This is a genomic window from Pseudoblastomonas marina (assembly GCF_034374265.1).
In the GTDB taxonomy this organism is placed as follows: domain Bacteria; phylum Pseudomonadota; class Alphaproteobacteria; order Sphingomonadales; family Sphingomonadaceae; genus Alteriqipengyuania_A; species Alteriqipengyuania_A marina.
The window spans coordinates 834,585-855,518 of the sequence record NZ_CP139718.1; the positions used below are offsets into that span (position 1 = coordinate 834,585).

The window sequence follows — 20,934 nt, forward strand, 5'->3', positions numbered from 1 at the left end:
AGCCATCCGCAAATCAGCGAGAGGTGGCGGTAAGGGGGCAAGAGAAATGGCGGGAAAAACACTCTCCGCACGACCGACGAAAACCGAGACCCAGGGCGGCGCGGCCAGCACGCCGAGCCTTCAGGACCAGTTCCTGAACCTGATGCGCAAGGAAAAGGCGCCCGTGACGGTGTTCCTCGTCAAGGGCGTCAAGCTCCAGGGCATCGTCACCTGGTTCGACAATTTCTCGCTGCTGCTCCGCCGCGACGGGCAATCGCAGCTCGTCTACAAGCACGCGATTTCGACGATCATGCCCGCACAGCCGCAGGAATCGGAGCAGTTCGGTTCGCGCAACACCGCCAAGAAGCAGCGGCTGTTGCAGGAAGTCTTCCTCGGTCGCTGCCTCGACAGCGAAGCCCAGGTGACCATGTTCCTGATCAACGGAGTGATGCTGCAGGGCCGCATCGCGGCCTACGATCCCTATTGCACGCTGCTCGAACGCGAAGGATACGTGCAACTCGCCTACAAGCACGCTATCTCGACCATCCAGCCGGTCGAACATCTCGACCTGAGCGAAGAAGGCGATAGCGACTGAGTTTCCTCGAAGACAGTGCCGAAGAGGTGACACGCGGTGCCCGCGCGCTGATCGTGCACCCCGACCTGCCCGACAAGCGTCACCTCGATCTCGAGGCGCGGTTGGAGGAGGCGAGGGGGCTTGCGCTCGCGATCGGCCTCGTGATTGCCGAGAGTTACGCGCTTCCGATCCGCGAACCCAAGCCGGCCACGCTGTTCGGTTCGGGTCAGGTCGAACGAATAGCCACCGATTGCGAGATGCACGAGGCCGAGCTCGTCGTCGTCGACGGCCAATTGTCGGCGATCCAGCAGCGCAATCTCGAAGACAAGATCGGGCGAAAGGTGATCGATCGCACCGGGCTCATCCTCGAAATCTTCGGTGAGCGCGCGGCCACTGCCGAAGGTCGGCTGCAGGTCGAACTTGCGCATCTCGATTACCAGCAGGGGCGACTCGTGCGCAGCTGGACCCACCTCGAGCGCCAGCGCGGTGGTTTCGGCTTCCTCGGCGGTCCCGGCGAGACGCAGATCGAGGCCGACAGGCGGATGATCCGGCAGCGGATGGGCCGGCTGCGCAAGGAACTCGAACAGGTGCGCAAGACCCGCGGGCTCCATCGCGAGCGTCGCGAACGTGCGCCGTGGCCGGTGGTCGCGCTGGTCGGCTACACCAATGCCGGCAAGTCGACGCTGTTCAACCGGCTGACTGGTGCCGACGTCATGGCAGAGGACCTGCTATTCGCCACGCTCGATCCGACGATGAGGGCGATCGCGCTGCCGGGAGTCGACAAGGCAATCCTGTCGGACACGGTGGGGTTCATCTCGGATCTGCCTACGCAGCTCGTCGCCGCTTTCCGCGCGACGCTCGAAGAAGTGACCGCGGCCGACGTCATCGTGCATGTCCGCGATATCGCCAACCCGGACACCGAAGAGCAGCGTGAACGCGTGATAGACGTCCTCCGAGGCATGGACCTGGTCGACGAGGAGGGCGAACCGACCGGAGCCCCGATCGTCGAGGCCTGGAACAAGGTCGACCTTCTCGACGAAGAGGCCCAGGCGGCTCTGCGCAACCGGATCGCGGCGCGCGACGAGCCGATCGTGTTGTTATCCGCTCAGACGGGCGAGGGCATCGAGACCCTGCTCGATACGGTCGACGCGCTGCTGACTGCCGATGCTCGGGTCCACGAGATCACGCTCGCCGCAGGGGAAGGGCAGAAGCTCGCCTGGCTCCATGCCCATGGCGAGGTGCTGTCGCAGGAAGAAGTCGCGGGCGAGCAACCTGGCTACCGGTTGTCGGTGCGGCTGACCGAGCGTGAATTCGGTCGTTTTTCAACGCTCTGAGCGCTTGACCTCCTGCCATAACGTTTCCTGTGCTTGCAGATCGAGCGATGAAAAGTCGGCATCTTGGTCGGTGGCGAGGGATTCCATTGCCCTGAAGCGACGCTCGAACTTTTCGTTGGCGCTGCGGAGCGCGGCTTCGGCGTCGACGCCGTAGGCACGGACCAGATTGACCGCAACGAACAGCAGGTCGCCCGCTTCCTCGGTGATGTGATCGGGGCCATCGGCATCGGCCAGCTCGTCGATTTCCTCGACCAGTTTCTCCGCCGGGCCGTCCTTGTCTGGCCAGTCGAATCCGCTGCGCGCCGCGCGTTTTTGCAGTTTCTCGGCGCGCATCAGTGCCGGCAAGGCGTGTGCAACGCCATCGAGCGCGCTGGCGGCACCTTGCGCGTCGCGTTCGGCGGCCTTGATATCTTCCCATCGCCGGGTCTGTGGCGTCTCGCTTTCGTCATCGCCGAAGATATGCGGGTGGCGTGCTTCCATCTTGTCGGAAATCGACTTCGCCACTGCATCGAAGTCGAACGCCCCCTGTTCTTCAGCCATGCGGGCATGGAAAACCACCTGGAGCAGCAAATCGCCGAGCTCGCCGCGCAGGTCGGCGAGATCCTCGCGCGCGATCGCGTCGGCGACCTCGTAGGCTTCCTCGATCGTGTACGGCGCGATCGACTGGAATGTCTGCGCGACGTCCCATTCGCACCCGGTTGCGGGGTCGCGAAGGCGGGCCATGATCGAGAGGAGGCGGTCGATTTGCTGTGATGCCATTTGGATGATAATATATATTATGTAAAACTATAAGGGAGACTCAGCCGAGGGTCAGGCCCCCAGATACGTGAACAAGAGATAGGCAGCGCCGAATATAGCCACCCACGTCACCGCCAGTCCGATGGTCTTCGGAACGGTCAGTCCGCGTCCGGCGAGCCCTGGCACGACAAGGATCAACCAACCGAGGATCGATACGATGCTCAGGGTCGTCCACGCCGTTGTACTCATGCTGCCAGCTCCATGCCGTCAAACCCGACGAGGACATTGTCGGGCGTTTCCTCGGTCAGCGTCGCATAATCCATGCTCTTGTCCAGATGCGACAACACGACTTGGCCGGCACCGGTCTTGCGCCCGAGTTCGAGTGCCATGTCGAGATGCGCGTGCGTGGGATGTGGATCGCGGCGCAGGCAGTCGGTAACCAGCAAATCCACCCCGTCGAACAGCCGCAGCATTGCGTCGGTTATCTCAGAAAAATCAGTTGCGTAAACGATCGACTTGCCATCGCACTCGAACCGATAGCCGGTGGTCTGGGTCGGCCCGTGGGGCATTTCGACCCCGCGGAATGCGATCCCACCATGCATGCGAGCATTGTCGAGGGTCTTGAGTTCGACGATGGTCGGATAGCCGAACTGTCCGGCGAAGACGTATCCGAAACGTTGTCTCAAGCGCAATGCACAAGTGCTTGATGCAAAACCTGGAATAGCGTGGCTGCGACCGAAACGCAGTGCCCGCAGATCGTCGATCCCGTGGCAGTGATCGGCATGGTCGTGGGTCCAGAACACCGCATCGATCCGGTCGATCTCGTTCGCCAGCAGTTGCGCGCGCAAATCGGTCGAGGTGTCGACGAGCAGGCGCGTTCCTTCGTCATTCTCGATCATGATCGAAACCCGAGAGCGCCGATTGCGCGGCTCTTCGGGATCGCATTGCCCCCAGTCATTGCCGATGCGCGGCACGCCGGTCGATGTGCCCGAACCGAGCATCACCATCTTCATGCCGCGGCTTTCGCGAACAATTCAAAGAAGTTGCGGGTGGTCGTTGCAGCGAGGCTTTCGACGTCTGTATCGCGCAATTCCGCCACGAATTTGGCGGTATCGGCGACATAGGCCGGTTCGCAGGTTTTCCCGCGATGCGGGACCGGCGCGAGGAACGGGGAATCGGTTTCGACGAGCAGGCGATCTTCCGGCACGCGCGCGGCTGTTTCCTGAAGGTCCTTCGCGTTCTTGAAAGTCACGATCCCCGAGATCGAGATCGACAGGCCGAGTTCGAGCACCGCGTCGCCGAATTCGCCCGAAGCCGTGAAGCAGTGGATCAGCGCGGGGAAGGCGCCCTTCTCCATCTCGTCGCGCAGGATCGCGAGCGTGTCGTCTTCGGCGTCGCGCGTGTGGATGATCAACGGCAGCCGCGTCTCGCGACATACGGTGATGTGGCGGCGAAACAGGCGCTGCTGTGCTTCGCGATCGGAATGCTCGTAATAATAGTCGAGACCGGTCTCACCGATCCCGATCACCTTGGGGTGGTCGACGGCGGCGCGCAGCCGGTCCTCGTCCACATGCTGGTGCTCGTCCGCATTGTGCGGGTGGATCCCGATGCTGGCGAACACGTCGTCATTGCGCTCAGCGGTGGCGACGATGTCGTCCCATTCGCTCTCGCGGGTCGAGATGTTGAGAAAGCGTCCGACACCGGCCTCCCGCGCGCGATCGAGCACGGCGTCCTGCTCCTCGACGAGGCCCTCGTAATTGAGGTGGCAGTGTGAATCGACGAGCATCAGCCCTCCCCCACAGCGGTGGCGAGTTCGAGCCGCGGGAATACGCCTTCGGGCTTGTCGAGCGCGAACCCCGAACCGGCGAGATTTTTGAACCATGTCGCATCGTCGAGAGCGCCGAAATCCCGCGCCTCGCCCATGCCCAGCTGATCGAGCAGCTTGTCGGCCGCCACGGGCGTGACCGGGCGCAGTGCCAGCGCCAGCGGGCGAAGCTGGCGGAAGCAGGTCATCAACACGGCCTGCATGCGCTCGGGATCGGTCTTCTTGAGGGTCCAGGGTGCCTGTTCGTCGATATATTGGTTACAGGCGAACACCGCGCGCATCCATGCCTCGAGCCCGTCGCTGAACGCGAGGTCGTCGAAGTTCCTGCGCAGCTCGGCGACACCGTTCGCGACCGCGGCGGTCAGCGCCCGGTCGTCATTGGTCTGCTGATAGTCGACCGGAAGTTTCCCATCCATGTTCTTGAAGATCATGGAGAGAACGCGTTGCGCGAAATTCCCGAAGCTGTTCGCCAGCTCGGCATTGGCGCGGGTGACGATCGCCTCGTCGGAATAGGAGCCGTCCTGCCCGAAGGCGATCTCGCGCATCAGGAAGTAGCGGAAGGGATCGACGCCGTAGGTGTCGGCCAATGCGAGCGGATCGGTGACGTTGCCCTCGGACTTCGATTCCTTGCGCCCGCGATTGAGCACGAAGCCGTGCGCGAACACCTGCCTTGGCAGCTCGATCCCGGCGCTCATCAGGAAGGCGGGCCAATAGACCGTGTGGAATCGGGTGATGTCCTTGCCGATCAAATGGAGGTCGCACGGCCAGTATTTGCGCCATTCCTCGCTGTCGTCGGGAAAGCCAAGCCCCGAGATATAATTGGTGAGGGCGTCGACCCACACATACATCACATGTCCGTCGCTCTCGGGCACTTTTACCCCCCAGTCGAAGCTGGTGCGCGAAACCGATAAATCCTTGAGCCCGCCCTCGACGAAGCGGATGATTTCGTTGCGGCTGCGCTCGGGAGCAATGAAATCGGGGTTGTCGCGATAAAGGGCGAGCAGCTTGTCGGCATAGTTCGACAAGCGGAAGAACCAGCTTTCCTCGGCGGTCCATTCGACCGGCGTGCCCTGCGGCGAGAGCTTCTCGGTGCGTCCGTCGGCACCTTCGCCATCGATCAGCTCGCTCTCGTCGTAATAGGCTTCGTCGCGGACCGAATACCATCCTTCGTAACGATCGAGATAGAGATCGCCATTGGCTTCCATCCGGCGCCAGATTTCCTGGCTCGCGCGATGATGATCGGGGTCGACCGTCCGCTGGAACCTGTCGTGCGAGATGTTCAACCTCTCGCCCATCGCGACGAAATGCGCGGTCATCTCGTCGGCGAGGTCGCGCGGTTCGCGTCCGAGGTCGCGTGCCTTCTGGTAGACCTTGAGCCCGTGTTCGTCGGTCCCGGTCTGGAAGCGCACGTCGCGCCCCGACATGCGCTGGAACCGGGCGATGACGTCGGCGGCGATGGCTTCGTAGGCATGGCCGATATGCGGCTTGCCGTTGGGGTAGCTGATCGCGGTGGTGATGTAATAGGGTTCGGACACCCGGCAGGCCTGACTTTTTGAGTTTTCGACTATGCGGCCTCTCTAGGGAGCGCCGCCGACGCCAGCAAGCCGCCAATCTGCATCGCCAGCAGACCGGGATCGAAATTGGCGGTCGGCGCGCGCGCCGCGAGATCGACCAGTGCGGCATGCGCCTCGATGATGCGCGGACGAGCCTCAGCGGGTGCCGATCGCACCTCACCCGCCAGCAGGCGCCGCGCCAGCGTGAAGACTGCCGCGAGCCTTTCGGGAGTAGGTCTCGCCCCGATTGCCGCGGCCAGCGCGCCGCGATGTTCGGCCGACCGGACGCTGTCTCGCAACAACGCGCGCATCGCCGCATCGACGCGGGCGAGATCCTCGTCGATCCAGGTCATCGCCGCGCCGGGCGAGCCATTGGCACCGGCAATCGCCGTATCGAGGTGCTCGCCGCCCACTTCCGGGCGTTCTTGGGCCAGCACCTGGCGCACCTGCTCTTGCGGCAGGCGATCGAACCGCAGCACCCGGCAGCGCGAGCGTATCGTCGGGAGCAAGCGACCGGGCCGGTGGGTCACGAGAAAGAAGATGTTGCCCGCCGGCGGCTCCTCGAGGCTCTTGAGCAGCGCGTTGGCGGCCCCCGATTCGAGGTCGTCGGCCGGATCGATGACGATCGCGCGGCGGGCACCGAGCGTCGGGCGCGTGTTCAAGCGGCGTTGTAGCGTGCGGACCTGTTCGACGCTGATATTGCGCTTGCGCTTGAACGGCTTGTCCTCGTCGCGATTGCGCGCCTCCTTGTCGTCGGCCGGCGCGCGGCTCAGCGTCAGGATATCGGGATGGTTGTCGGGCGAGGGGCTGCCGGCCCCCTCCCCTGCCCCGACCAGTTCGGCGGCGCAGAGCCGGGCGAAGGTGGCCTTGCCCACCCCGCTCGGCCCGGCGAGCAGCCAGGCGTGGTGAAGGCGGTCGCCCTGGCACGCCTGCACCCAGGCCCGGCGCGGCTTTTCGTGGCCGATCAAGGTCACGCCAGCGTCTCGATAAGCGGTTCGATGGCGCGCAACACCTCGGTATGCACCTCTTGTGGAGAGCCACCGGCTGCGATGGTGACGAAGCGCTCGGGCTCCTGCTCGGCGAGCCTTGCAAAACTGCGCGCGACGTCGTCGTGATAGGCGTCGCCGCGCGAACCGATGGCATCGCTCATGCCATGATCGCGCGCGTCGAGCCGCGCTTTGGCTTCCGCCGGCGGAAGGGTGAACAGCAATGTGCGATCGGGCAGCAGGCCGTTGCTGCCGAGCGCGTGCAATTGCATGATGCCGTCATCCCCGATCGCCCCGGCGCCGCCTTGATAGGCGCGGCTCGAATCGAGGAACCTGTCGCATACGACCCAGGAGCCGCGCTCGAGCGCGGGGCGGATCAACCGTTCGACATGATCCGATCGCGCCGCGGCGAACAGCAAGGCCTCGGCACGCGGCGCAAACCCATCGCCATCGAGTAGCAACGATCGGATCGCCTCGGCGCCCGGCGTCCCGCCCGGTTCGCGGGTGGCGATGCAGTCGATGCCACGCGCGTTCAGGGCGTCGACCAGCAGGCGCGACTGGGTCGACTTGCCGACCCCTTCGCCGCCTTCGAGGGTGATGAAACGCCCGGTCATTGCAACCAACCGAACACCCCGTTGCCGAGGCGGTCGACGGCATCGGCATCTCCGACATCGTCGGCCGCGACCAGCGGCGCGCTCTGCACCAGTTCGCCGTCGATCCTGATCTGCAGCCGCGCGACGGTATCGCCCGCGGCGATCGGCGCGACGAGCGGACCGCGATATGTCAGCCTCAAGTCGATCTCGCCATCGCTCGCGGTCGGAATGTTGAGATGGAACTGGCGCGGTGCCACGAGCCCGACCGAAGACGCGGCGCCCTGCTGGACCTTAGCCCGACCGACTTCCTGGCCCTGCGCGAACAGGCGGCGCGGTTGCCAGGCGGAAAAACCCCATTCGATCATCGCGCGCGCCGCGGCGTTGCGATCGCGTCCGCGCTCGGCCCCGGCGACGACCACGGCGAGCCGCCGGCCATTGCGTTCGGCCGAACCGAGATAGGTGTATCCGGCCTCGTTGGTGAAGCCGGTTTTCATCCCGTCCGCACCCTCGACATTGCCGATCAGCGGATCGTGGTTCTCCTGGGTGATTTCGTCCCAGGTCAGCCTCTTGTGACCGAAGAACGCCGCGTATTTGTCGGGATGGCGGGTAACGATCGCCTGCGCCAGCGTGATCAGGTCGCGCGCGGTGGTAAAAGTCCGGCCTTCGTCGGGAAAACCGTTGGGAGAGCCGAAACTGCTGTCGCGCATCCCGATCGCGCGCGCTTCGCCATTCATCCGGGCGGTCCAGGCCTCGACACTGCCGGCGGCGCCCTTGGCCAGCAGCGCCGAGCCGTCATTGGCCGACACGGTCAGGATGCCCTGCAACAAGGCCGCGACCGAAACCTGCTCGCCGAGACCGAGGAACATGGTCGAGCCCCGACGTCGCCAGTTGCGATAACTGTCCTCGTCGAAAGTGTAGCGCTGGCGCAGGTCGATCTCGCCGCGCTCGATCATCTCGAACGCGGTATAGGCGGTCATCACCTTGGTCACCGAGGCTGGCATGAAGCGGCGCTCGGCGTTCTTCTCGTACAGCGTCTGTCCGGTGCCGAGGTCGACCAGCAGCACCACAGGTGCAAGCGCAGCCTCGGGCGGCGGGGCGACCCGCGCATCGCCGATCGCGATCGAGGGCAGGTCCTGCGAAGCGCCCGAGAGCGGCACCGCGATGGTTGCGATTGCTGCGGCTGTTACCGCGATCGCCTTTGTCATCTCCCGCATCGTTTCCGGCTCAGTCTTCGCGCACCACGCGGGCATCGCCGAAGCCGTCGGCGCGGATCCTGGCGAGGTCGCGATCCGCCTCCGCAGCCGTGGCGAAGGGGCCGCTCCGGACGCGCCACAGGCGGCCGGCCGGGTAGACCTGCCCGCCGATCCGGGCTGCCACCCGATCGGCGCGGGCGCGTTCGGAATAGGCACCGGCCTGCACGTAATAGCCTGCGATGGCGACCGGCGTTGCCGGAGTGGGACGCTCGGGCGCAGGTGTCGTGGCGGGGGTGGGGCTTTCGACCGGCGCGGGGCGGATCGATGCCTCCGTCCTCGCCTCGGGCAATTTGCGGCGCAGCACCGTCAACAGTCCCTCGGGCGTCTCGATCCGCAGCGGCGCGGGCTCGCCGGAGCGCAGCTTGGCCCGCTCGACCTCGGGCGGGTTGACCCGTCGCACCCGCACCGGAGCCGACGAGGCGATTCCGAGCTGGGCCATCGCGTCCGCGCTCAGCGCGAGCAACTGGTTACCCTTCATCGGTCCGCGCCGCTCGACCCGCACCAGCGCGGTGCGTCCTTCGTCGAGCTCGGTCACCTCGACATAGCTCGGCAGCGGCAGCGTGTGGTGCGCCGCGGTCACGCCGGGCCCCGCGTCGATATCGCGGACGGCGTATCCCACTTCGTCGTAATTGAGCGCGTCTTCGGGTGTGTAGGTCACCCCGTCGACGGTGTAGGCCGGACCGATGACGACCGGATAGTCGCCTGCCGGTCCTTCCGGATCGAGCGGTCCCGCGGACTGGCCCGAAGCGGGTGGCGCCCCCCCGATATAATCCTCTTCCAGCCCGAGCGTGCTGCACCCGGTCAGGAGCACGGCGCCCGCGGACGCGACGAGAATCCTAGCGTGCGATTTCATTGGCAAGCAGTCCCACCCCCAAGGCGTAATAATTCGAACAATTATATTCGAGGATCGTGTGATAATTCCGGGTCAAAAGATAGGCCGTATTGCCGGGCCCGTCGGGCTCGATCAGGCTGACCAGCGTATCGTCGGCGATCGCCTGTTGCGGCCGGATGCCAAGCGCGCGCCATTCGGCCACGGTCCGCCACGGCGCGTGCCGTTCGTGTACCCGCGGGCAATAGGGCGCGGTCATCGGGTTGGCGAAGACGCTGCGGTCGAAGCCGGACGGCACCGTCGCGGGAACGCCCCAGGGCGATCCCCGCTCCCACCCGGCATCGACGAAGTAGCGCGCGATCGAGGCGAGCGTGTCGTGGGCCGAATTCCAGATATCGGCCACGCCGTTGCCATCGCCGTCCTGCGCGAGCCGGAGATAGACGGTCGGGAGGAATTGCGGGTTGCCGAAAGCGCCCGCCCAGCTGCCGACCAGTTGCGAGCGCGGGACCCCCCGATCGACCATCTTCATCAGCGCGATCAATTCGGGCTCGAACAATTCGCGGCGGCGCCCTTCATAGGCCAGCGTTGCGAGCGAGCGGGCGAGATCGAAATCGCCTTTCACCGCGCCATAGGCGCTTTCCTTGCCCCAGATCGCGACGAGGATCTCCGCCGGCACGCCGGATTCGCGTTCGACCTGCTGCGCGATCGAGCGGTAACGCGCCAGCGTGCGTCGCCCGCCATCGATCCGATCCTGCGTGACGGTGCGGCGGTAATAGGGTTGGAAGGCGGGGAAACTGCTCGAATTGGAGCTGGTCGTCGAACCGGGCTGCGACTGGTCGAACCGGACCACGCGTTCGTTGTAGGTCAGCCCGTCGATCACCTGCCGGATCGCACCTTCGCTGACCCCCTCGCCCCGCGCCTTGGCGGCGACGAGTTCGAGGTAGCCGTCGAAGCTCAGCGAACTTTGCGCGCAGGCGGCGACCGGGATGGTCATGGCGGTGGCGGCGAGCGCGGCGAGGATGGTCTTGACGGTCTGCATAGGGCTCCATTGGGGTATAGCGATGAGGATCGGATGAACCAAACGCACGAGCTCGGTAGATGGTGACATTTTAATGCCGCGCGACTAGCGACTCCAGCGACGGACAGGTGGCAGAGCGGTTGAATGCAGCGGTCTTGAAAACCGCCAAGGGTGCAAGCCCTTCGTGGGTTCGAATCCCACCCTGTCCGCCATTCCTACCCGGCACGAGAAAAGGGCCGTCCTTGCGGGCGGCCCTTTCCGGTGCTTCGGCGCCGTTGCGTGATCTACGCGCTCTCTTCCTCGGGAATTACGAGAGCGGCGAATTCCTTGCGTTTCTTCGCAGGATACTGGTCCGCTCCGACCGAGGACTGGTTCTTCAGCGCCGAATGGCGTTCGATGACCTCACCCTGCTGGTCGTAATCGACCTCGGGGTTGTCCCTGATTTCATATTCCACGCGACTCTCCTTTGCGACCCTAACGCGCAAAGTCCAGCGGCGGTTTCCGTTACGGCATGCTGGCAGCGCCGAACGGTGCGGGGTTTGCGCCAAAGGGTCAGACGTGGATCACGCGGCCATAGCTGGCGAGCACGCTTTCGTGCATCGACTCGGAAATCGTCGGGTGCGGGAAGATCGTCTGCATCAGCTCGGCCTCGGTGGTCTCGAGCGTCTTGCCGACGACGAAGCCCTGGATCATCTCGGTCACTTCCGCGCCGACCATGTGCGCGCCGAGCAGCTCGCCGGTCTTGGCGTCGAACACGGTCTTGCAGAATCCGTCGGCCTCGCCCAGCGCGATCGCCTTGCCGTTGCCGATGAAGGGGAACGTGCCGGCCTTGACTTCGTAACCGGCTTCCTCCGCCTTTTCCTCGGTCAGCCCGACGCTGGCGATCTGCGGGTGGCAATAGGTGCAACCCGGGATGTTGTTGCGGTCGAGCGGGTGCGGATGGACGTCCTTGTTGCCGAGCTCCTTGGCGATCGCCTCGGCGGTGGTGACGCCTTCATGGCTCGCCTTGTGCGCCAGCCACGGGCCCGGGGTGCAGTCGCCGATCGCCCAGAGACCTTTCGACTTGGTGTGCCCGTAATCGTCGATCTGGATGAAGCCGCGATCCATTTCGACGAGCTTCTCGAGCCCGACATTCTCGGTGTTGGGGACGATCCCGATCGCGACGATGCAGTGGGTGAACTCGGTCTCGCTGACCTTGCCCTTGGCGTCCTTGATCTTGGCCTTCACGCCCTTGTTGGTGACCTTGAGGTCTTCGACCCCCGCGCCGGTCATGATCGTCATGCCCTGCTTGGTGAGCGACTTGTTGAGGAAGGCCGAGACATCCTTGTCTTCGACCGGCACGATCCGGTCGAGCATTTCGACCACGGTGACGTCGCAGCCCATGTCGTTGTAGAAGCTCGCGAACTCGATCCCGATCGCGCCCGATCCGATCACCAGCAGCTTCTTGGGCATTTCGGGTGGCGTCATGGCGTGGCGATAGGTCCAGACGCGCTTGCCGTCGGCCTTGGCGAAAGGCAGGTCGCGCGCGCGGGCCCCGGTGGCGACGATGACGTGCCTGGCCTCGAGCTTTTCTTCGCCCTTGTCGGATTTCACCGTCAGCGAGGTCGGACCGGTCAGCGTCCCCTCGCCCATGTGAACGGCGATCTTGTTCTTCTTCATCAGGTGCGTGACGCCCTGGTTCAGCTGCTTGGCGACGCCGCGGCTGCGCTTCACCACCGCTTCGAGATCGGCCTCGATCGCGCCCGCGATCTTGAGGCCGTAATCCTTCGCATGCTGCGCATAATGGAGGATCTCGGCACTGCGGAGCAGCGCCTTGGTGGGGATGCAACCCCAGTTGAGGCAGATGCCGCCCAGCAGTTCGCGTTCGACGATCGCGGTCTTGAGCCCGAGCTGCGCGCAGCGGATCGCCGCAACATAGCCCCCGGGACCGGAGCCCAATACGATTACGTCATACTTGTCAGCCATTTGCTATCCTATCTTGCCACCATGCCTGAGGGAGACATGGACCGGGTGTTACACTGTCCAGAGAAAGGAATCTTTCGGGGTGGAAATGCGGGTGTCATGACGTCGCTTTTGCCATGACTTGCGCGTGTAGGACACCATCCCACCCGTTCGTCTCGAGCGCAGTCGAGAGACGCTGGCCTGGCGCTGACGTGTCTCGACTTCGCTCGACACGAACGGAGAGATAGGAGTGGTCATCACGCCCCCTCCCCATCCACCGGACGCGGCCGGCCATTATCGTCGATCGCGACGAAGGTGAACTTCGCCTCGGTCACCTTGCCGCCATGCTCGGAATGCCGCTCGCGCCGCCAGGCCTCGGTGGCGATCACCATGCTGGTGCGCCCGACCTGTTCGATCGTGCAATAGACCGAAACCTCGTCGCCCACCTTGACCGGCTGGTGGAATTCCATCGCATCCATCGCGATCGTCACCGCCCGCCCCCGCGCCCGCCGCGCGGCGATCAGCCCCGCGCCATGATCCATCAGGCTCAGCAGCCACCCGCCGAAGATATCGCCATAGGCATTGGCATCGGCCGGCATCGCGGTGACGCGGATGGCTGGGTCGCGGTCAGTCATTGCTATGGGCTTTTGCGGATTGCCGCTCGACAAATAGCCACCACGTTATTGCAGCAACGAACCCTGGGAAAAGGCCTGACACAAAGCCCCAAACTGGTGAGGGATAGTCGAGTGGGGTCAGTAAGCCGCAAAATCCGCCAAAGACCACGCCGACAACAGCGAACTGCAACAACGAATTGTAGCCTTTATCACGCATAATCAGGGCGATCGGCAGCGCCAAAAAAATGGCAAAGAAGCTGACGAAAGGAACCGCAAAAAACGCGACGACCCAGGCCGTTTCGACTGTCGATTTAATATCGTTAAACGGCGAAACACCCATCGATAGCGCGTTCAGTACGGAAACCACGAGGCCCGCCGCTGCGCTCGTAATAAGTATGGCTGCTAGAAATGCTATCCAGGTTTTAGCTGACGTCACACCACCAGCCCCATCGGGTTCTCGCACAGCTGCTTGAACGCTTCCATCAGCTGCGCCCCATCTGCGCCGTCGATGGCGCGGTGGTCGAAGCTGCCGGTGGCGCTCATCACGGTGGCGATGCCGAGCGCGTTGTCGATCACATGGGGCCGCTTCTCGCCCGCGCCCACGGCCAGGATCATCGCCTGCGGCGGGTTGATCACCGCGTCGAACTGCTTGGTGCCGAACATGCCGAGATTGGAGAGGCTGGCGGTGCCGCCTTGATATTCGTGCGGCTGCAATTTGCCGTCGCGCGCCTTGGTGGCGAGTTGCTTCATCTCGGTGCTGATCTGCGCCAGCCCCTTGCGTCCGGCATCGACGATGATCGGCGTGATCAGGCCCGAGGGTGCGGCGACCGCGACCGAGATATCCTCGCGCGTATACTGATGCAGCTCGTCGCCCTGGAAGCTGACATTGCAGGCGGGCACGCGCTGCAGCGCGCGCGCCAGTGCCTTGATCAGCAGGTCGTTGACCGAAAGCTTGACCCCGTCCGGCTCGAGGCTGGCATTGAGCTGGCTGCGCAGCTTGAGCAGCGCATCTAGCCGCACGTCGACGGTGAGATAGATATGCGGGATCGTCTGCTTGGCCTCGGTGAGGCGCTTGGCGATGACCTTGCGGACATTGTTGAGCTTGTGCGCTTCGTAGGGCGCATCGAGCTCGCCGCCCTGCTGGACGGGGGCCGTCGGCGTGGGTGCGGGTGCGGCGCTGTCCTTTGCCGGGGCGGCACCGGGCTTGGCCCCCTCGACGTCGGCCTTCACGATCCGGCCATTGGGCCCCGAACCCTTGATCGAGGCGAGATCGACGCCGTTCTGCTCGGCGATCCGGCGCGCGAGCGGGCTGGCGATGATGCGGTCGCCGTCGACGGTCGGCGCGGCAGGAGCCTTGGCCACGTCCTGCGACGGAGCGGGCGCCGGTTTCGGCGAGGGTGCGGGCGGAGCGGCTTCGTCCGCCGAGGCAGCCTCTTCCTTCTTCTCGGGAGCAGGCGCGGGCGCGCTATCTCCCGCCGCGGCCTTGGCCTCGTCGAGATCCTCGCCTTCCTCGGCCAGCGTCATGATCACGGTGCCCACCGCGACGCCCTCGGTGCCCTCGTCGACGCTGATATCGGCGACCGTGCCTTCGTCGACCGCCTCGAATTCCATCGTCGCCTTGTCGGTCTCGATCTCGGCCATGATATCGCCGGCGGCGACGGTATCGCCCACTTTCACCAGCCACTTGGCAAGCGTGCCTTCTTCCATGGTTGGCGAGAGCGCGGGCATCTTGATCGCGATGGGCATCGAAAATCCTTGTATGTCGTAGCGGCGGAGCGCGTTCAGCCGCTCTCTGCCCAAACCGCGCGCGCGGGGCAAGCGCGCTGTCCACGCTTGCTTCGCGCCGCGATTGCATCCTACACCGCCGCGAAGGGAGAGGATTTGATGCGGGTATACCTGGTCATCGTCGATGAAAGTCCCGAGGCGAAGGTCGCGATGACCTACGCCTCGCGGCTCGCGCTGCAAGCGGAAGGCGCGGTGCACATGCTCGCGCTGGTGCCGCCGCAGCAATTCAGCGCCTTCGGCGGGGTGCAGGCGACGATGGAGGAAGAGGCGCGCAGCCGCGCCGAGGTGATGGTGACCTCGGCCGCCGGGCGCTATTTTTCCGAAAGCGGGCGGATGCCGGTGATCTCGGTCGAACAGGGCGAGCCCGAACGCGTGGTGCGCGAATACCTCGCCACCCACCCGGAAATATCGGCGCTGGTGCTTGGCGCCTCGCGCGACGGGGCCGATCCGCTGGTGACCCATTTCAGCGCACATTCGGGCACGCTGCCCTGCCCGCTCTACATCATCCCGGGCGACTGGGTGCCCGAGACGGTCGAGGACCAGTTCTGACCGACCCGGGCTAGGTCGCCCCGAGCGAGCCTATCCCTTCTTCTTGCTCCGCCCCTGGTGGCGAATATTGGCCGGACGACCGCGCTTGCCCTGGGCATGCTTGGGCTTGTCCTTCGACGCGCCCTTGTGCTTGCCCTGGCCTTTCCCGTGCCCCTTGCCGCCCTCGCGCTTCTTCTTGCCGTGCGCACGATTGCCGCGTTTCTCGATACGGCCTTCCTGCCCCGGCACCTCGAATTTGAGCGCACCGGTGATCGGGTTCGCCTCGGCCAGCTTGAGTTCGAGCCGGTCGCCGACGGTGTAGCTCTCGCCGGTCCGCTCGCCGACCAGCGACTGCGCCTTCTCGTCGTACTGGAAATAGTCGTTGCCGAGCGTCGAGACCGGGACCAGCCCGTCGCCGCCGAATTCGAGGATCGTGGCGAAGAAGCCGAAGCTCTGCACCCCGGTGATCCGCGTTTCGAAGGTCTGCCCCACGCGACCCGCGAGCCAGGCGGCGACGTAGCGGTCGATCGTGTCGCGCTCGGCCTCCATCGCACGGCGCTCGGTCTTGCTGATCGCATCGGAAATCTTGCCGAGGTCGCTGCGATCCTGGTCCGACAAGCCCGAATTGTCGGGCAGCTTGCCCTTGGGTTTCGGCTGTTCGAGCTTGTAGGCATCAACCAGCGCGCGGTGGACCAGGAGGTCGGCATAGCGGCGGATCGGCGAGGTGAAATGCGCGTAACTGCCCAGCGCGAGGCCGAAATGGCCGGCATTGGCGGGCCCATAATAGGCCTGCGTCTGGCTCCGCAGCACCGCTTCCATCAGCAGCGCCTTCTCCTGCTCGTCGGCGACGTCCTTGAGCATGCGGTTGAACAGCGAAGGGGTGATCACCTGCCCCAGCGCGAGCTTGCCGCCGATGCTCTCGATATAGTCCTTGAGCGCGACGATCTTTTCGCGGCTCGGCTGTTCGTGGACGCGGTAGACCACCGGCGCAGACTTGGCTTCGAGAGCCTTCGCTGCGGCGACGTTGGCGGCGATCATGAAGTCCTCGACCACGCGGTGGGCATCGAGCCGTTCGCGCACGGCGATCTCGGTGATGCGGCCCTGGTCGTCGAGCTGGACCTTGCGCTCGGGCAGCTCGAGGTTGAGCGGGTCGCGCGCTTCGCGCGCGGCGTGGAGAGCCTTCCAGCAGGCCCACAGGTTGTTGAGGTTTTCGCCCGCCGCGCCCTCGTCGATCCGGCGCTGCGCGTCCTCGTAGGGGATGACCTCGTCGATCCGCACGATCGCGCGGGTGAAGCGCCAGTCCTTGATCCGCCCTTCGGCGTCGATCTTCATGTGGCAGGCCATCGCCGCGCGGTCCTCGCCCTGGCGGAGCGAGCAGACGTCTGCGCTCAACACTTCGGGCAGCATCGGCACGACGCGGTCGGGGAAATAGACCGAATTGCCGCGCTTGCGCGCCTCGCGATCGAGCTTGCCGCCGGGGCGCACGTAATAGGATACGTCGGCGATCGCGACGAGCGCGTCGAACCCGCCCTCGTCGTTGGGCGCGGCCCAGATCGCATCGTCGTGGTCGCGCGCGTCGGCGGGATCGATCGCGACGATCGGCAGGTGGCGCAGGTCTTCGCGGTGGTCCTCGCTGAGCGGCAGTTTGGCCGCGCTTTCCGCTTCGGCGATCACCTCGTCGGGGAAGATATGCGGGATGCCGTGCTTGGCGATCGCGATCAGGCTGAAGCTCTTGGGCGCGAGCGGATCGCCGATCACCTCGGTGACCTTGACCGACGCACGCTGTCCGCGCCCGACCGTCTCGGCATAGACGAGCTGGCCGTCTTCCGCGCCGCCCAGGTCGGCGATCTTGGAGGAATTGCGCACGCTCTTGTCGACCGGGGCGAGCCAGCCCTGGCCGCTCTTGTCGATATCGACCACGCCCATCATCTGGTCGAGCCGCTGCGGCAGCTTCTTCATCACGAAGCCGCGATGGCCCTTCCCGGCCTCCTCGGTCCGCGCGAGCACGCGGTCCCCGGTGCGCAAGGCGGCGTGTTTGTCCTTCTTCTCGATCAGGCGGATTTTCGGCGCGGGGGTGCCGGTGTCTGGCGCCCAGTTCTCCGGCACGGCGATCGGTTCGCCGTCCTCGATCTCGACCACCTTGAGTACGGTGACCTTGGGCACGCCGCCCATGCGGTGGAACGCGCTCTTGTTGCCGTCGATCATGCCTTCATCGGCCATGTCGCGCAGCAGCGCCTTCAATTGCACGCGCTCCTGCCCCTTGAGGCCGAACGCCTTCGCGATCTCGCGCTTGCCGGCGGGATTATCGCTGGTCTTGATGAATTTGAGGATCTCGTCCTTCGAAGGCAGCCCCGGATTGCGGTGGCGCGCCCTGTTCTTTTTCGGTTTCGTCATATGCCCGGCGATATGGGGAGCCGGTCAGTCATTGTCACCCCGTGGCGCGATCGGCGCGAACGCCCCGCCCGGGACCGCGCTGGCGACGGGGCTGCAAAGGCCCTCTGCCGAACAGGCGCTGACACCGAAGATCCAGTCGTCGCCGCGTACGCCTGCAAGCTCGATGGCGAAATCGGGTGCATCGGCGTCGCTGCCATGGGCGGAAGCGGATATCGTGCGCAGGGGACCGTCCCGCCAATGGCCCTCGTCGGTCCGCCGCTGCCATATCCGGTATTCGGTCGCGCCCGGCACTTCCTCCCAGCTCAGCTCGGTAAAGGTCCGCACCGCCGCGCGGGCGCGGGGCGCAGGGGGCATCGGCGCACGTGCGAGCCGTTCCAGCGCCCGGACGTTCAGCTTGGTGACTTTCGCGAGATAATCGAAATCCATCGCGTCGACCGTGTCGCCGTAGGTCACGCCGTCCTCGGTGCGCAGGTCCTGGTGCTGGTGTTCGTAATCCTCGACCGCGACCGAGAAGCGGACCGCGGGATACCCCGCCTCGAGGAACGGGATCTGGTCGCCGCCGCGGCCCATTCGGTCGGTGCGCCAGATCTGGCGCACGTCGAGCCCGGTCGCGTCGCCATCGGCGATCCCGTCGAGCCAGCGCGAGAGATTGCGCGAGGGACTGTCGTTCTCGCCGCCCTCGCGGCGCTGCGCGGAACGGTAGCGGTCGTCGAGGTCGGCGCGCGGCCCTTCGGAGAAGACGCGGACATGCGCGGCGTCGCAATAGCCGTCCGACCCGCAGCTATTGCCGACCACGTCGTTGTTGAGCACGGCCTTGACCGTATAACCCTTGCTCTCGACCCAGTCGACCAGCAGCCGTGCGCCGAACAGGCCCTGCTCCTCGCCCGAAAGCAGCGCGTAGACGATGGTGGTGGGGTATTGCTGCCCCGACAGCACGCGCGCCGCCTCGATCACCAGCGCGGTGCCCGATCCGTCGTCGTTCGCGCCCGGGGCTTCGACGGTGCCGTCCATCACGTCGCTCGCCCGACTGTCGATATGACCCTGCACGATCACGACCTCGTTGGGGCGCTCGGTGCCGGGCTGGATCGCGACCACGTTGCGCAGGCGCACCGGCTCGGGGATGCGATCGCCGGAGACCATCGTCTCCGGCAGTTCGACCTCGAGGCAATTGCCGCATTCGGCGGAAATGTCGCGAAACACCTCGGCACCCCAATCGACCGCCGCGCCGATCCCGCGTTCGGGGTCGTCCTGCGAGGACAGCGTGTGCCGGGTCCCGAAGGCGACCAGCCGCTCGACATCGGCGCGCAATCGTTCGGCCGAGACCTCATCGGCGGGGCGATCGTGGGCGATGGCGGGCGTGGCGGCCAGCAGGGCGGCAATGGGGGCAAATGCTTTCATGCGCCGCTTCTCGCGCGCCCGCGACCGCGACGCAAGGGGCTCAGTAGGCGCGCCCGATATAGATCCGCTCGACCGCGGGTTCGCCGGTGAAGGGGCAGGTGCCCGATACGCCTTCGTCGCCCAGCGGCACGTTGCGCATGGTGAGCTTCAGGGACTTGAGCTGTTCGACCACCTTGTCGAGCGCCGCACCGGTGGGGCGTGCCCAGGCCATTTCGACCCATCCGGGATATTTGTCCTTCGATGAGTAAAAAGCGCGCAGCTCGTCGAACGTGGTCAGTCCTCGCGTGATGTTGTCGTCGCGGCGCGCACGCGCCTCCTCGAACAGCGCGGTCTGGATCGCTTCGAGCTCGGCACCGGCGCTCGCGGCGAACTCGTCGGGCGAGGGATCGCGGAAGGCGGGCTTGCCGTTCTCCGTGTTCCACAGCGCATCGCGGCGCAGCAGGCTGATCTTGGCGTTCTCGACGTCGCGCCCGCCGATCTCGACGATCAACGGTGCACCCTTGCGGACCCAGTCCCAACGCTTCTGCGCGGCCTTGCCCGGGCGGGTATCGAGATTGACCCGCAGCGGTTCACCGAACGCGCTTTGCGAACCGAGCTTGGCGGCAAGGTCGCGGCAATAGGCGAGCACCGCCTCGTCCCCGTCATTGTCACGCAGCATCGGCAGGATCACGACCTGCCACGGCGCGACCTGCGGCGGCACGCGAAGCCCGTCATCGTCGCCATGGGTCATGATCACCCCGCCGACCATGCGGGTCGAAACGCCCCAGCTGGTAGTGTGGCAGAACTGCTCGCCGCCTTCGCGATCCTGGTACTTGATTCCCGCGGCTTGCGCGAAGCTGGTGCCGAGATAGTGCGAGGTGCCGGCCTGGAGCGCCTTGCCGTCCTGCATCATCGCCTCGATCGAATAGGTCGCATCGGCGCCCGGGAAGCGTTCGTGCTCGGGCTTCTCGCCCGCGATCACCGGCAGGCCGAGATCTTCCTCGGCGAAGGCGCGGTAGACCTCGAGCATGCGCATCGTGTGCTCGCGCGCCTCTGCCTCGTTCTCATGCGCGGTATGGCCTTCCTGCCACAGGAATTCGCTGGTGCGGAGGAACATGCGGGTGCGCATCTCCCAGCGCACGACATTGGCCCACTGGTTCAATTTCAGCGGCAGGTCACGCCAGCTCCGGATCCAGCGCGCCATCGCATCGCCGAAGATCGTTTCCGAGGTCGGACGGACGATAAGCGGTTCCTCGAGCTTCGCCTCGGGGTCGGGCTTGAGGCCCCCTGCCCCGTCGGCGATCAGCCGATGGTGGGTGACCACCGCCATTTCCTTGGCGAAGCCGTCGACATGCGCGGCCTCGCGCTCGAAATTGCCGAGCGGGATGAACAGCGGGAAATAGACGTTGTCGTGCCCGGTCGCCTTGATCCGGTCGTCGAGCAGGCGCTGCATCCGCTCCCAGATGCCGTAGCCCCACGGCTTGATCACCATGCAGCCGCGCACGCCCGATTCCTCGGCCATGTCGGCGGCGGTGATGACTTCCTGGTACCAGGCGGCGAAATCGTCTGCGCGCCGCGTATTCAGCGCATGGCGGATGTTGGCCACAAATCTT

General features: G+C 65.3%; 21 protein-coding genes and 1 tRNA gene. 4 read left to right on the forward strand and 18 right to left on the reverse strand.

Features of this window, described 5'->3' with window-relative positions:
- The first annotated feature begins 46 nt into the window (after nucleotides 1–46).
- Together hfq and hflX are read left to right on the forward strand one after the other, a co-directional pair.
- Nucleotides 47–574: an RNA chaperone Hfq gene (gene hfq, locus T8S45_RS04050; protein ID WP_188641753.1), complete on the forward strand. Its 528-nt coding sequence runs from the start codon at nucleotides 47–49 to the stop codon at nucleotides 572–574.
- A 26-nt stretch (nucleotides 575–600) separates the two neighbouring features.
- Nucleotides 601–1,887, forward strand: coding sequence for a GTPase HflX (gene hflX, locus T8S45_RS04055; RefSeq protein WP_322294773.1), 1,287 nt, complete (start codon nucleotides 601–603; stop codon nucleotides 1,885–1,887).
- Here hflX and mazG read toward each other — a convergent pair.
- The 10 genes from mazG to T8S45_RS04105 are packed head-to-tail and all read right to left on the reverse strand — an operon-like array spanning nucleotide 1,876 to nucleotide 10,703.
- Nucleotides 1,876–2,646 carry a nucleoside triphosphate pyrophosphohydrolase gene (gene mazG / locus T8S45_RS04060; protein WP_322294774.1) on the reverse strand — a complete coding sequence of 257 codons (771 nt, stop codon included), beginning with the start codon at nucleotides 2,644–2,646 and terminating at the stop codon, nucleotides 1,876–1,878. The two genes, hflX and mazG, sit on opposite strands and share 12 nt — an antisense overlap.
- 51 nt (nucleotides 2,647–2,697) lie before the next feature.
- Nucleotides 2,698–2,874: a hypothetical protein gene (locus T8S45_RS04065; RefSeq protein ID WP_322294775.1), complete on the reverse strand. Its 177-nt coding sequence runs from the start codon at nucleotides 2,872–2,874 to the stop codon at nucleotides 2,698–2,700.
- Complete coding sequence (locus tag T8S45_RS04070) at nucleotides 2,871–3,638, reverse strand: MBL fold metallo-hydrolase (protein WP_322294776.1); 768 nt, start codon at nucleotides 3,636–3,638, stop codon at nucleotides 2,871–2,873. The genes T8S45_RS04065 and T8S45_RS04070 overlap by 4 nt, the downstream gene beginning before the upstream one ends.
- Complete coding sequence (locus tag T8S45_RS04075) at nucleotides 3,635–4,411, reverse strand: TatD family hydrolase (RefSeq protein WP_322294777.1); 777 nt, start codon at nucleotides 4,409–4,411, stop codon at nucleotides 3,635–3,637. The genes T8S45_RS04070 and T8S45_RS04075 overlap by 4 nt, the downstream gene beginning before the upstream one ends.
- Nucleotides 4,411–5,985, reverse strand: a complete 1,575-nt coding sequence (metG, locus tag T8S45_RS04080) for a methionine--tRNA ligase (protein ID WP_322294778.1) — start codon at nucleotides 5,983–5,985, stop codon at nucleotides 4,411–4,413. The genes T8S45_RS04075 and metG overlap by 1 nt, the downstream gene beginning before the upstream one ends.
- Nucleotides 5,986–6,014: 29 nt before the next feature.
- Nucleotides 6,015–6,977 (reverse strand): DNA polymerase III delta subunit-related protein, encoded by a 963-nt coding sequence (locus T8S45_RS04085; protein ID WP_322294779.1) that lies wholly within the window; start codon nucleotides 6,975–6,977, stop codon nucleotides 6,015–6,017.
- Nucleotides 6,974–7,603 carry a dTMP kinase gene (gene tmk, locus T8S45_RS04090; RefSeq protein ID WP_322294780.1) on the reverse strand — a complete coding sequence of 210 codons (630 nt, stop codon included), beginning with the start codon at nucleotides 7,601–7,603 and terminating at the stop codon, nucleotides 6,974–6,976. Before tmk ends, T8S45_RS04085 begins: the two co-directional genes overlap by 4 nt.
- Entirely contained in the window at nucleotides 7,600–8,787 is a 1,188-nt protein-coding gene (locus tag T8S45_RS04095) for a serine hydrolase (RefSeq protein WP_322294781.1), read from the reverse strand. Before T8S45_RS04095 ends, tmk begins: the two co-directional genes overlap by 4 nt.
- A 19-nt stretch (nucleotides 8,788–8,806) precedes the next feature.
- A complete protein-coding gene (locus T8S45_RS04100; RefSeq protein WP_322294782.1) occupies nucleotides 8,807–9,688 on the reverse strand; it encodes an SPOR domain-containing protein in 882 nt (293 codons plus the stop codon).
- Nucleotides 9,672–10,703, reverse strand: coding sequence for a lytic murein transglycosylase (locus T8S45_RS04105; RefSeq protein WP_188641763.1), 1,032 nt, complete (start codon nucleotides 10,701–10,703; stop codon nucleotides 9,672–9,674). The genes T8S45_RS04100 and T8S45_RS04105 overlap by 17 nt, the downstream gene beginning before the upstream one ends.
- 101 nt (nucleotides 10,704–10,804) lie before the next feature.
- On the opposite strand from T8S45_RS04105, the gene T8S45_RS04110 reads away from it, so the two are divergent.
- Nucleotides 10,805–10,894: transfer RNA gene (locus T8S45_RS04110), tRNA-Ser, on the forward strand.
- A 72-nt stretch (nucleotides 10,895–10,966) separates the two neighbouring features.
- On the opposite strand, the gene T8S45_RS04115 is transcribed toward T8S45_RS04110, so the two are convergent.
- From T8S45_RS04115 to T8S45_RS04135, 5 genes are all read right to left on the reverse strand, one after another.
- A complete protein-coding gene (locus T8S45_RS04115; protein WP_188641764.1) occupies nucleotides 10,967–11,137 on the reverse strand; it encodes a hypothetical protein in 171 nt (56 codons plus the stop codon).
- A gap of 97 nt (nucleotides 11,138–11,234) precedes the next feature.
- The gene (lpdA, locus tag T8S45_RS04120) at nucleotides 11,235–12,647 is read right to left on the reverse strand and encodes a dihydrolipoyl dehydrogenase (RefSeq protein ID WP_322294783.1); all 1,413 of its coding nucleotides are present in this window, start codon (nucleotides 12,645–12,647) and stop codon (nucleotides 11,235–11,237) included.
- Nucleotides 12,648–12,880: 233 nt separating this feature from the next.
- Nucleotides 12,881–13,258, reverse strand: a complete 378-nt coding sequence (locus T8S45_RS04125) for an acyl-CoA thioesterase (protein ID WP_322294784.1) — start codon at nucleotides 13,256–13,258, stop codon at nucleotides 12,881–12,883.
- On the reverse strand, nucleotides 13,251–13,604 hold the full coding sequence (locus T8S45_RS04130; RefSeq protein ID WP_322294785.1) for a hypothetical protein: 354 nt from the start codon (nucleotides 13,602–13,604) through the stop codon (nucleotides 13,251–13,253). The genes T8S45_RS04125 and T8S45_RS04130 overlap by 8 nt, the downstream gene beginning before the upstream one ends.
- Nucleotides 13,605–13,669: 65 nt before the next feature.
- Entirely contained in the window at nucleotides 13,670–14,983 is a 1,314-nt protein-coding gene (locus T8S45_RS04135) for a pyruvate dehydrogenase complex dihydrolipoamide acetyltransferase (RefSeq protein ID WP_322294786.1), read from the reverse strand.
- Between the two features lie 138 nt (nucleotides 14,984–15,121).
- On the opposite strand from T8S45_RS04135, the gene T8S45_RS04140 reads away from it, so the two are divergent.
- Nucleotides 15,122–15,571, forward strand: coding sequence for a universal stress protein (locus T8S45_RS04140; RefSeq protein ID WP_322294787.1), 450 nt, complete (start codon nucleotides 15,122–15,124; stop codon nucleotides 15,569–15,571).
- Between the two features lie 30 nt (nucleotides 15,572–15,601).
- Here the strand turns inward: T8S45_RS04140 and rnr are convergent, their stop codons facing one another.
- From rnr to T8S45_RS04155, 3 genes are read right to left on the reverse strand one after another with little or no spacing between them, the layout of a single operon-like run.
- Complete coding sequence (gene rnr, locus T8S45_RS04145; protein WP_322294788.1) at nucleotides 15,602–17,944, reverse strand: ribonuclease R; 2,343 nt, start codon at nucleotides 17,942–17,944, stop codon at nucleotides 15,602–15,604.
- 24 nt (nucleotides 17,945–17,968) lie between these two features.
- Nucleotides 17,969–19,342, reverse strand: coding sequence for a M20/M25/M40 family metallo-hydrolase (locus T8S45_RS04150; RefSeq protein WP_322294789.1), 1,374 nt, complete (start codon nucleotides 19,340–19,342; stop codon nucleotides 17,969–17,971).
- A gap of 40 nt (nucleotides 19,343–19,382) precedes the next feature.
- The gene (locus tag T8S45_RS04155) at nucleotides 19,383–20,927 is read right to left on the reverse strand and encodes an aminoacyl--tRNA ligase-related protein (protein WP_188641770.1); all 1,545 of its coding nucleotides are present in this window, start codon (nucleotides 20,925–20,927) and stop codon (nucleotides 19,383–19,385) included.
- Between the last annotated feature and the right edge of the window lie 7 nt (nucleotides 20,928–20,934).

Excerpts from the sequence above, each read along its gene's own strand:
- T8S45_RS04140 (WP_322294787.1), top strand. The coding sequence starts at position 15,122 with ATGCGGGTATACCTGGTCATCGTCGATGAAAGTCCCGAGGCGAAGGTC.
- T8S45_RS04150 (WP_322294789.1), bottom strand. The coding sequence starts at position 19,342 with ATGAAAGCATTTGCCCCCATTGCCGCCCTGCTGGCCGCCACGCCCGCC.
- T8S45_RS04095 (WP_322294781.1), bottom strand. The coding sequence starts at position 8,787 with ATGACAAAGGCGATCGCGGTAACAGCCGCAGCAATCGCAACCATCGCG.
- tmk (WP_322294780.1), bottom strand. The coding sequence starts at position 7,603 with ATGACCGGGCGTTTCATCACCCTCGAAGGCGGCGAAGGGGTCGGCAAG.
- T8S45_RS04135 (WP_322294786.1), bottom strand. The coding sequence starts at position 14,983 with ATGCCCATCGCGATCAAGATGCCCGCGCTCTCGCCAACCATGGAAGAA.
- T8S45_RS04100 (WP_322294782.1), bottom strand. The coding sequence starts at position 9,688 with ATGAAATCGCACGCTAGGATTCTCGTCGCGTCCGCGGGCGCCGTGCTC.
- T8S45_RS04065 (WP_322294775.1), bottom strand. The coding sequence starts at position 2,874 with ATGAGTACAACGGCGTGGACGACCCTGAGCATCGTATCGATCCTCGGT.
- T8S45_RS04125 (WP_322294784.1), bottom strand. The coding sequence starts at position 13,258 with ATGACTGACCGCGACCCAGCCATCCGCGTCACCGCGATGCCGGCCGAT.
- T8S45_RS04075 (WP_322294777.1), bottom strand. The coding sequence starts at position 4,411 with ATGCTCGTCGATTCACACTGCCACCTCAATTACGAGGGCCTCGTCGAG.
- T8S45_RS04070 (WP_322294776.1), bottom strand. The coding sequence starts at position 3,638 with ATGAAGATGGTGATGCTCGGTTCGGGCACATCGACCGGCGTGCCGCGC.
- T8S45_RS04105 (WP_188641763.1), bottom strand. The coding sequence starts at position 10,703 with ATGCAGACCGTCAAGACCATCCTCGCCGCGCTCGCCGCCACCGCCATG.
- hfq (WP_188641753.1), top strand. The coding sequence starts at position 47 with ATGGCGGGAAAAACACTCTCCGCACGACCGACGAAAACCGAGACCCAG.
- rnr (WP_322294788.1), bottom strand. The coding sequence starts at position 17,944 with ATGACGAAACCGAAAAAGAACAGGGCGCGCCACCGCAATCCGGGGCTG.
- mazG (WP_322294774.1), bottom strand. The coding sequence starts at position 2,646 with ATGGCATCACAGCAAATCGACCGCCTCCTCTCGATCATGGCCCGCCTT.
- lpdA (WP_322294783.1), bottom strand. The coding sequence starts at position 12,647 with ATGGCTGACAAGTATGACGTAATCGTATTGGGCTCCGGTCCCGGGGGC.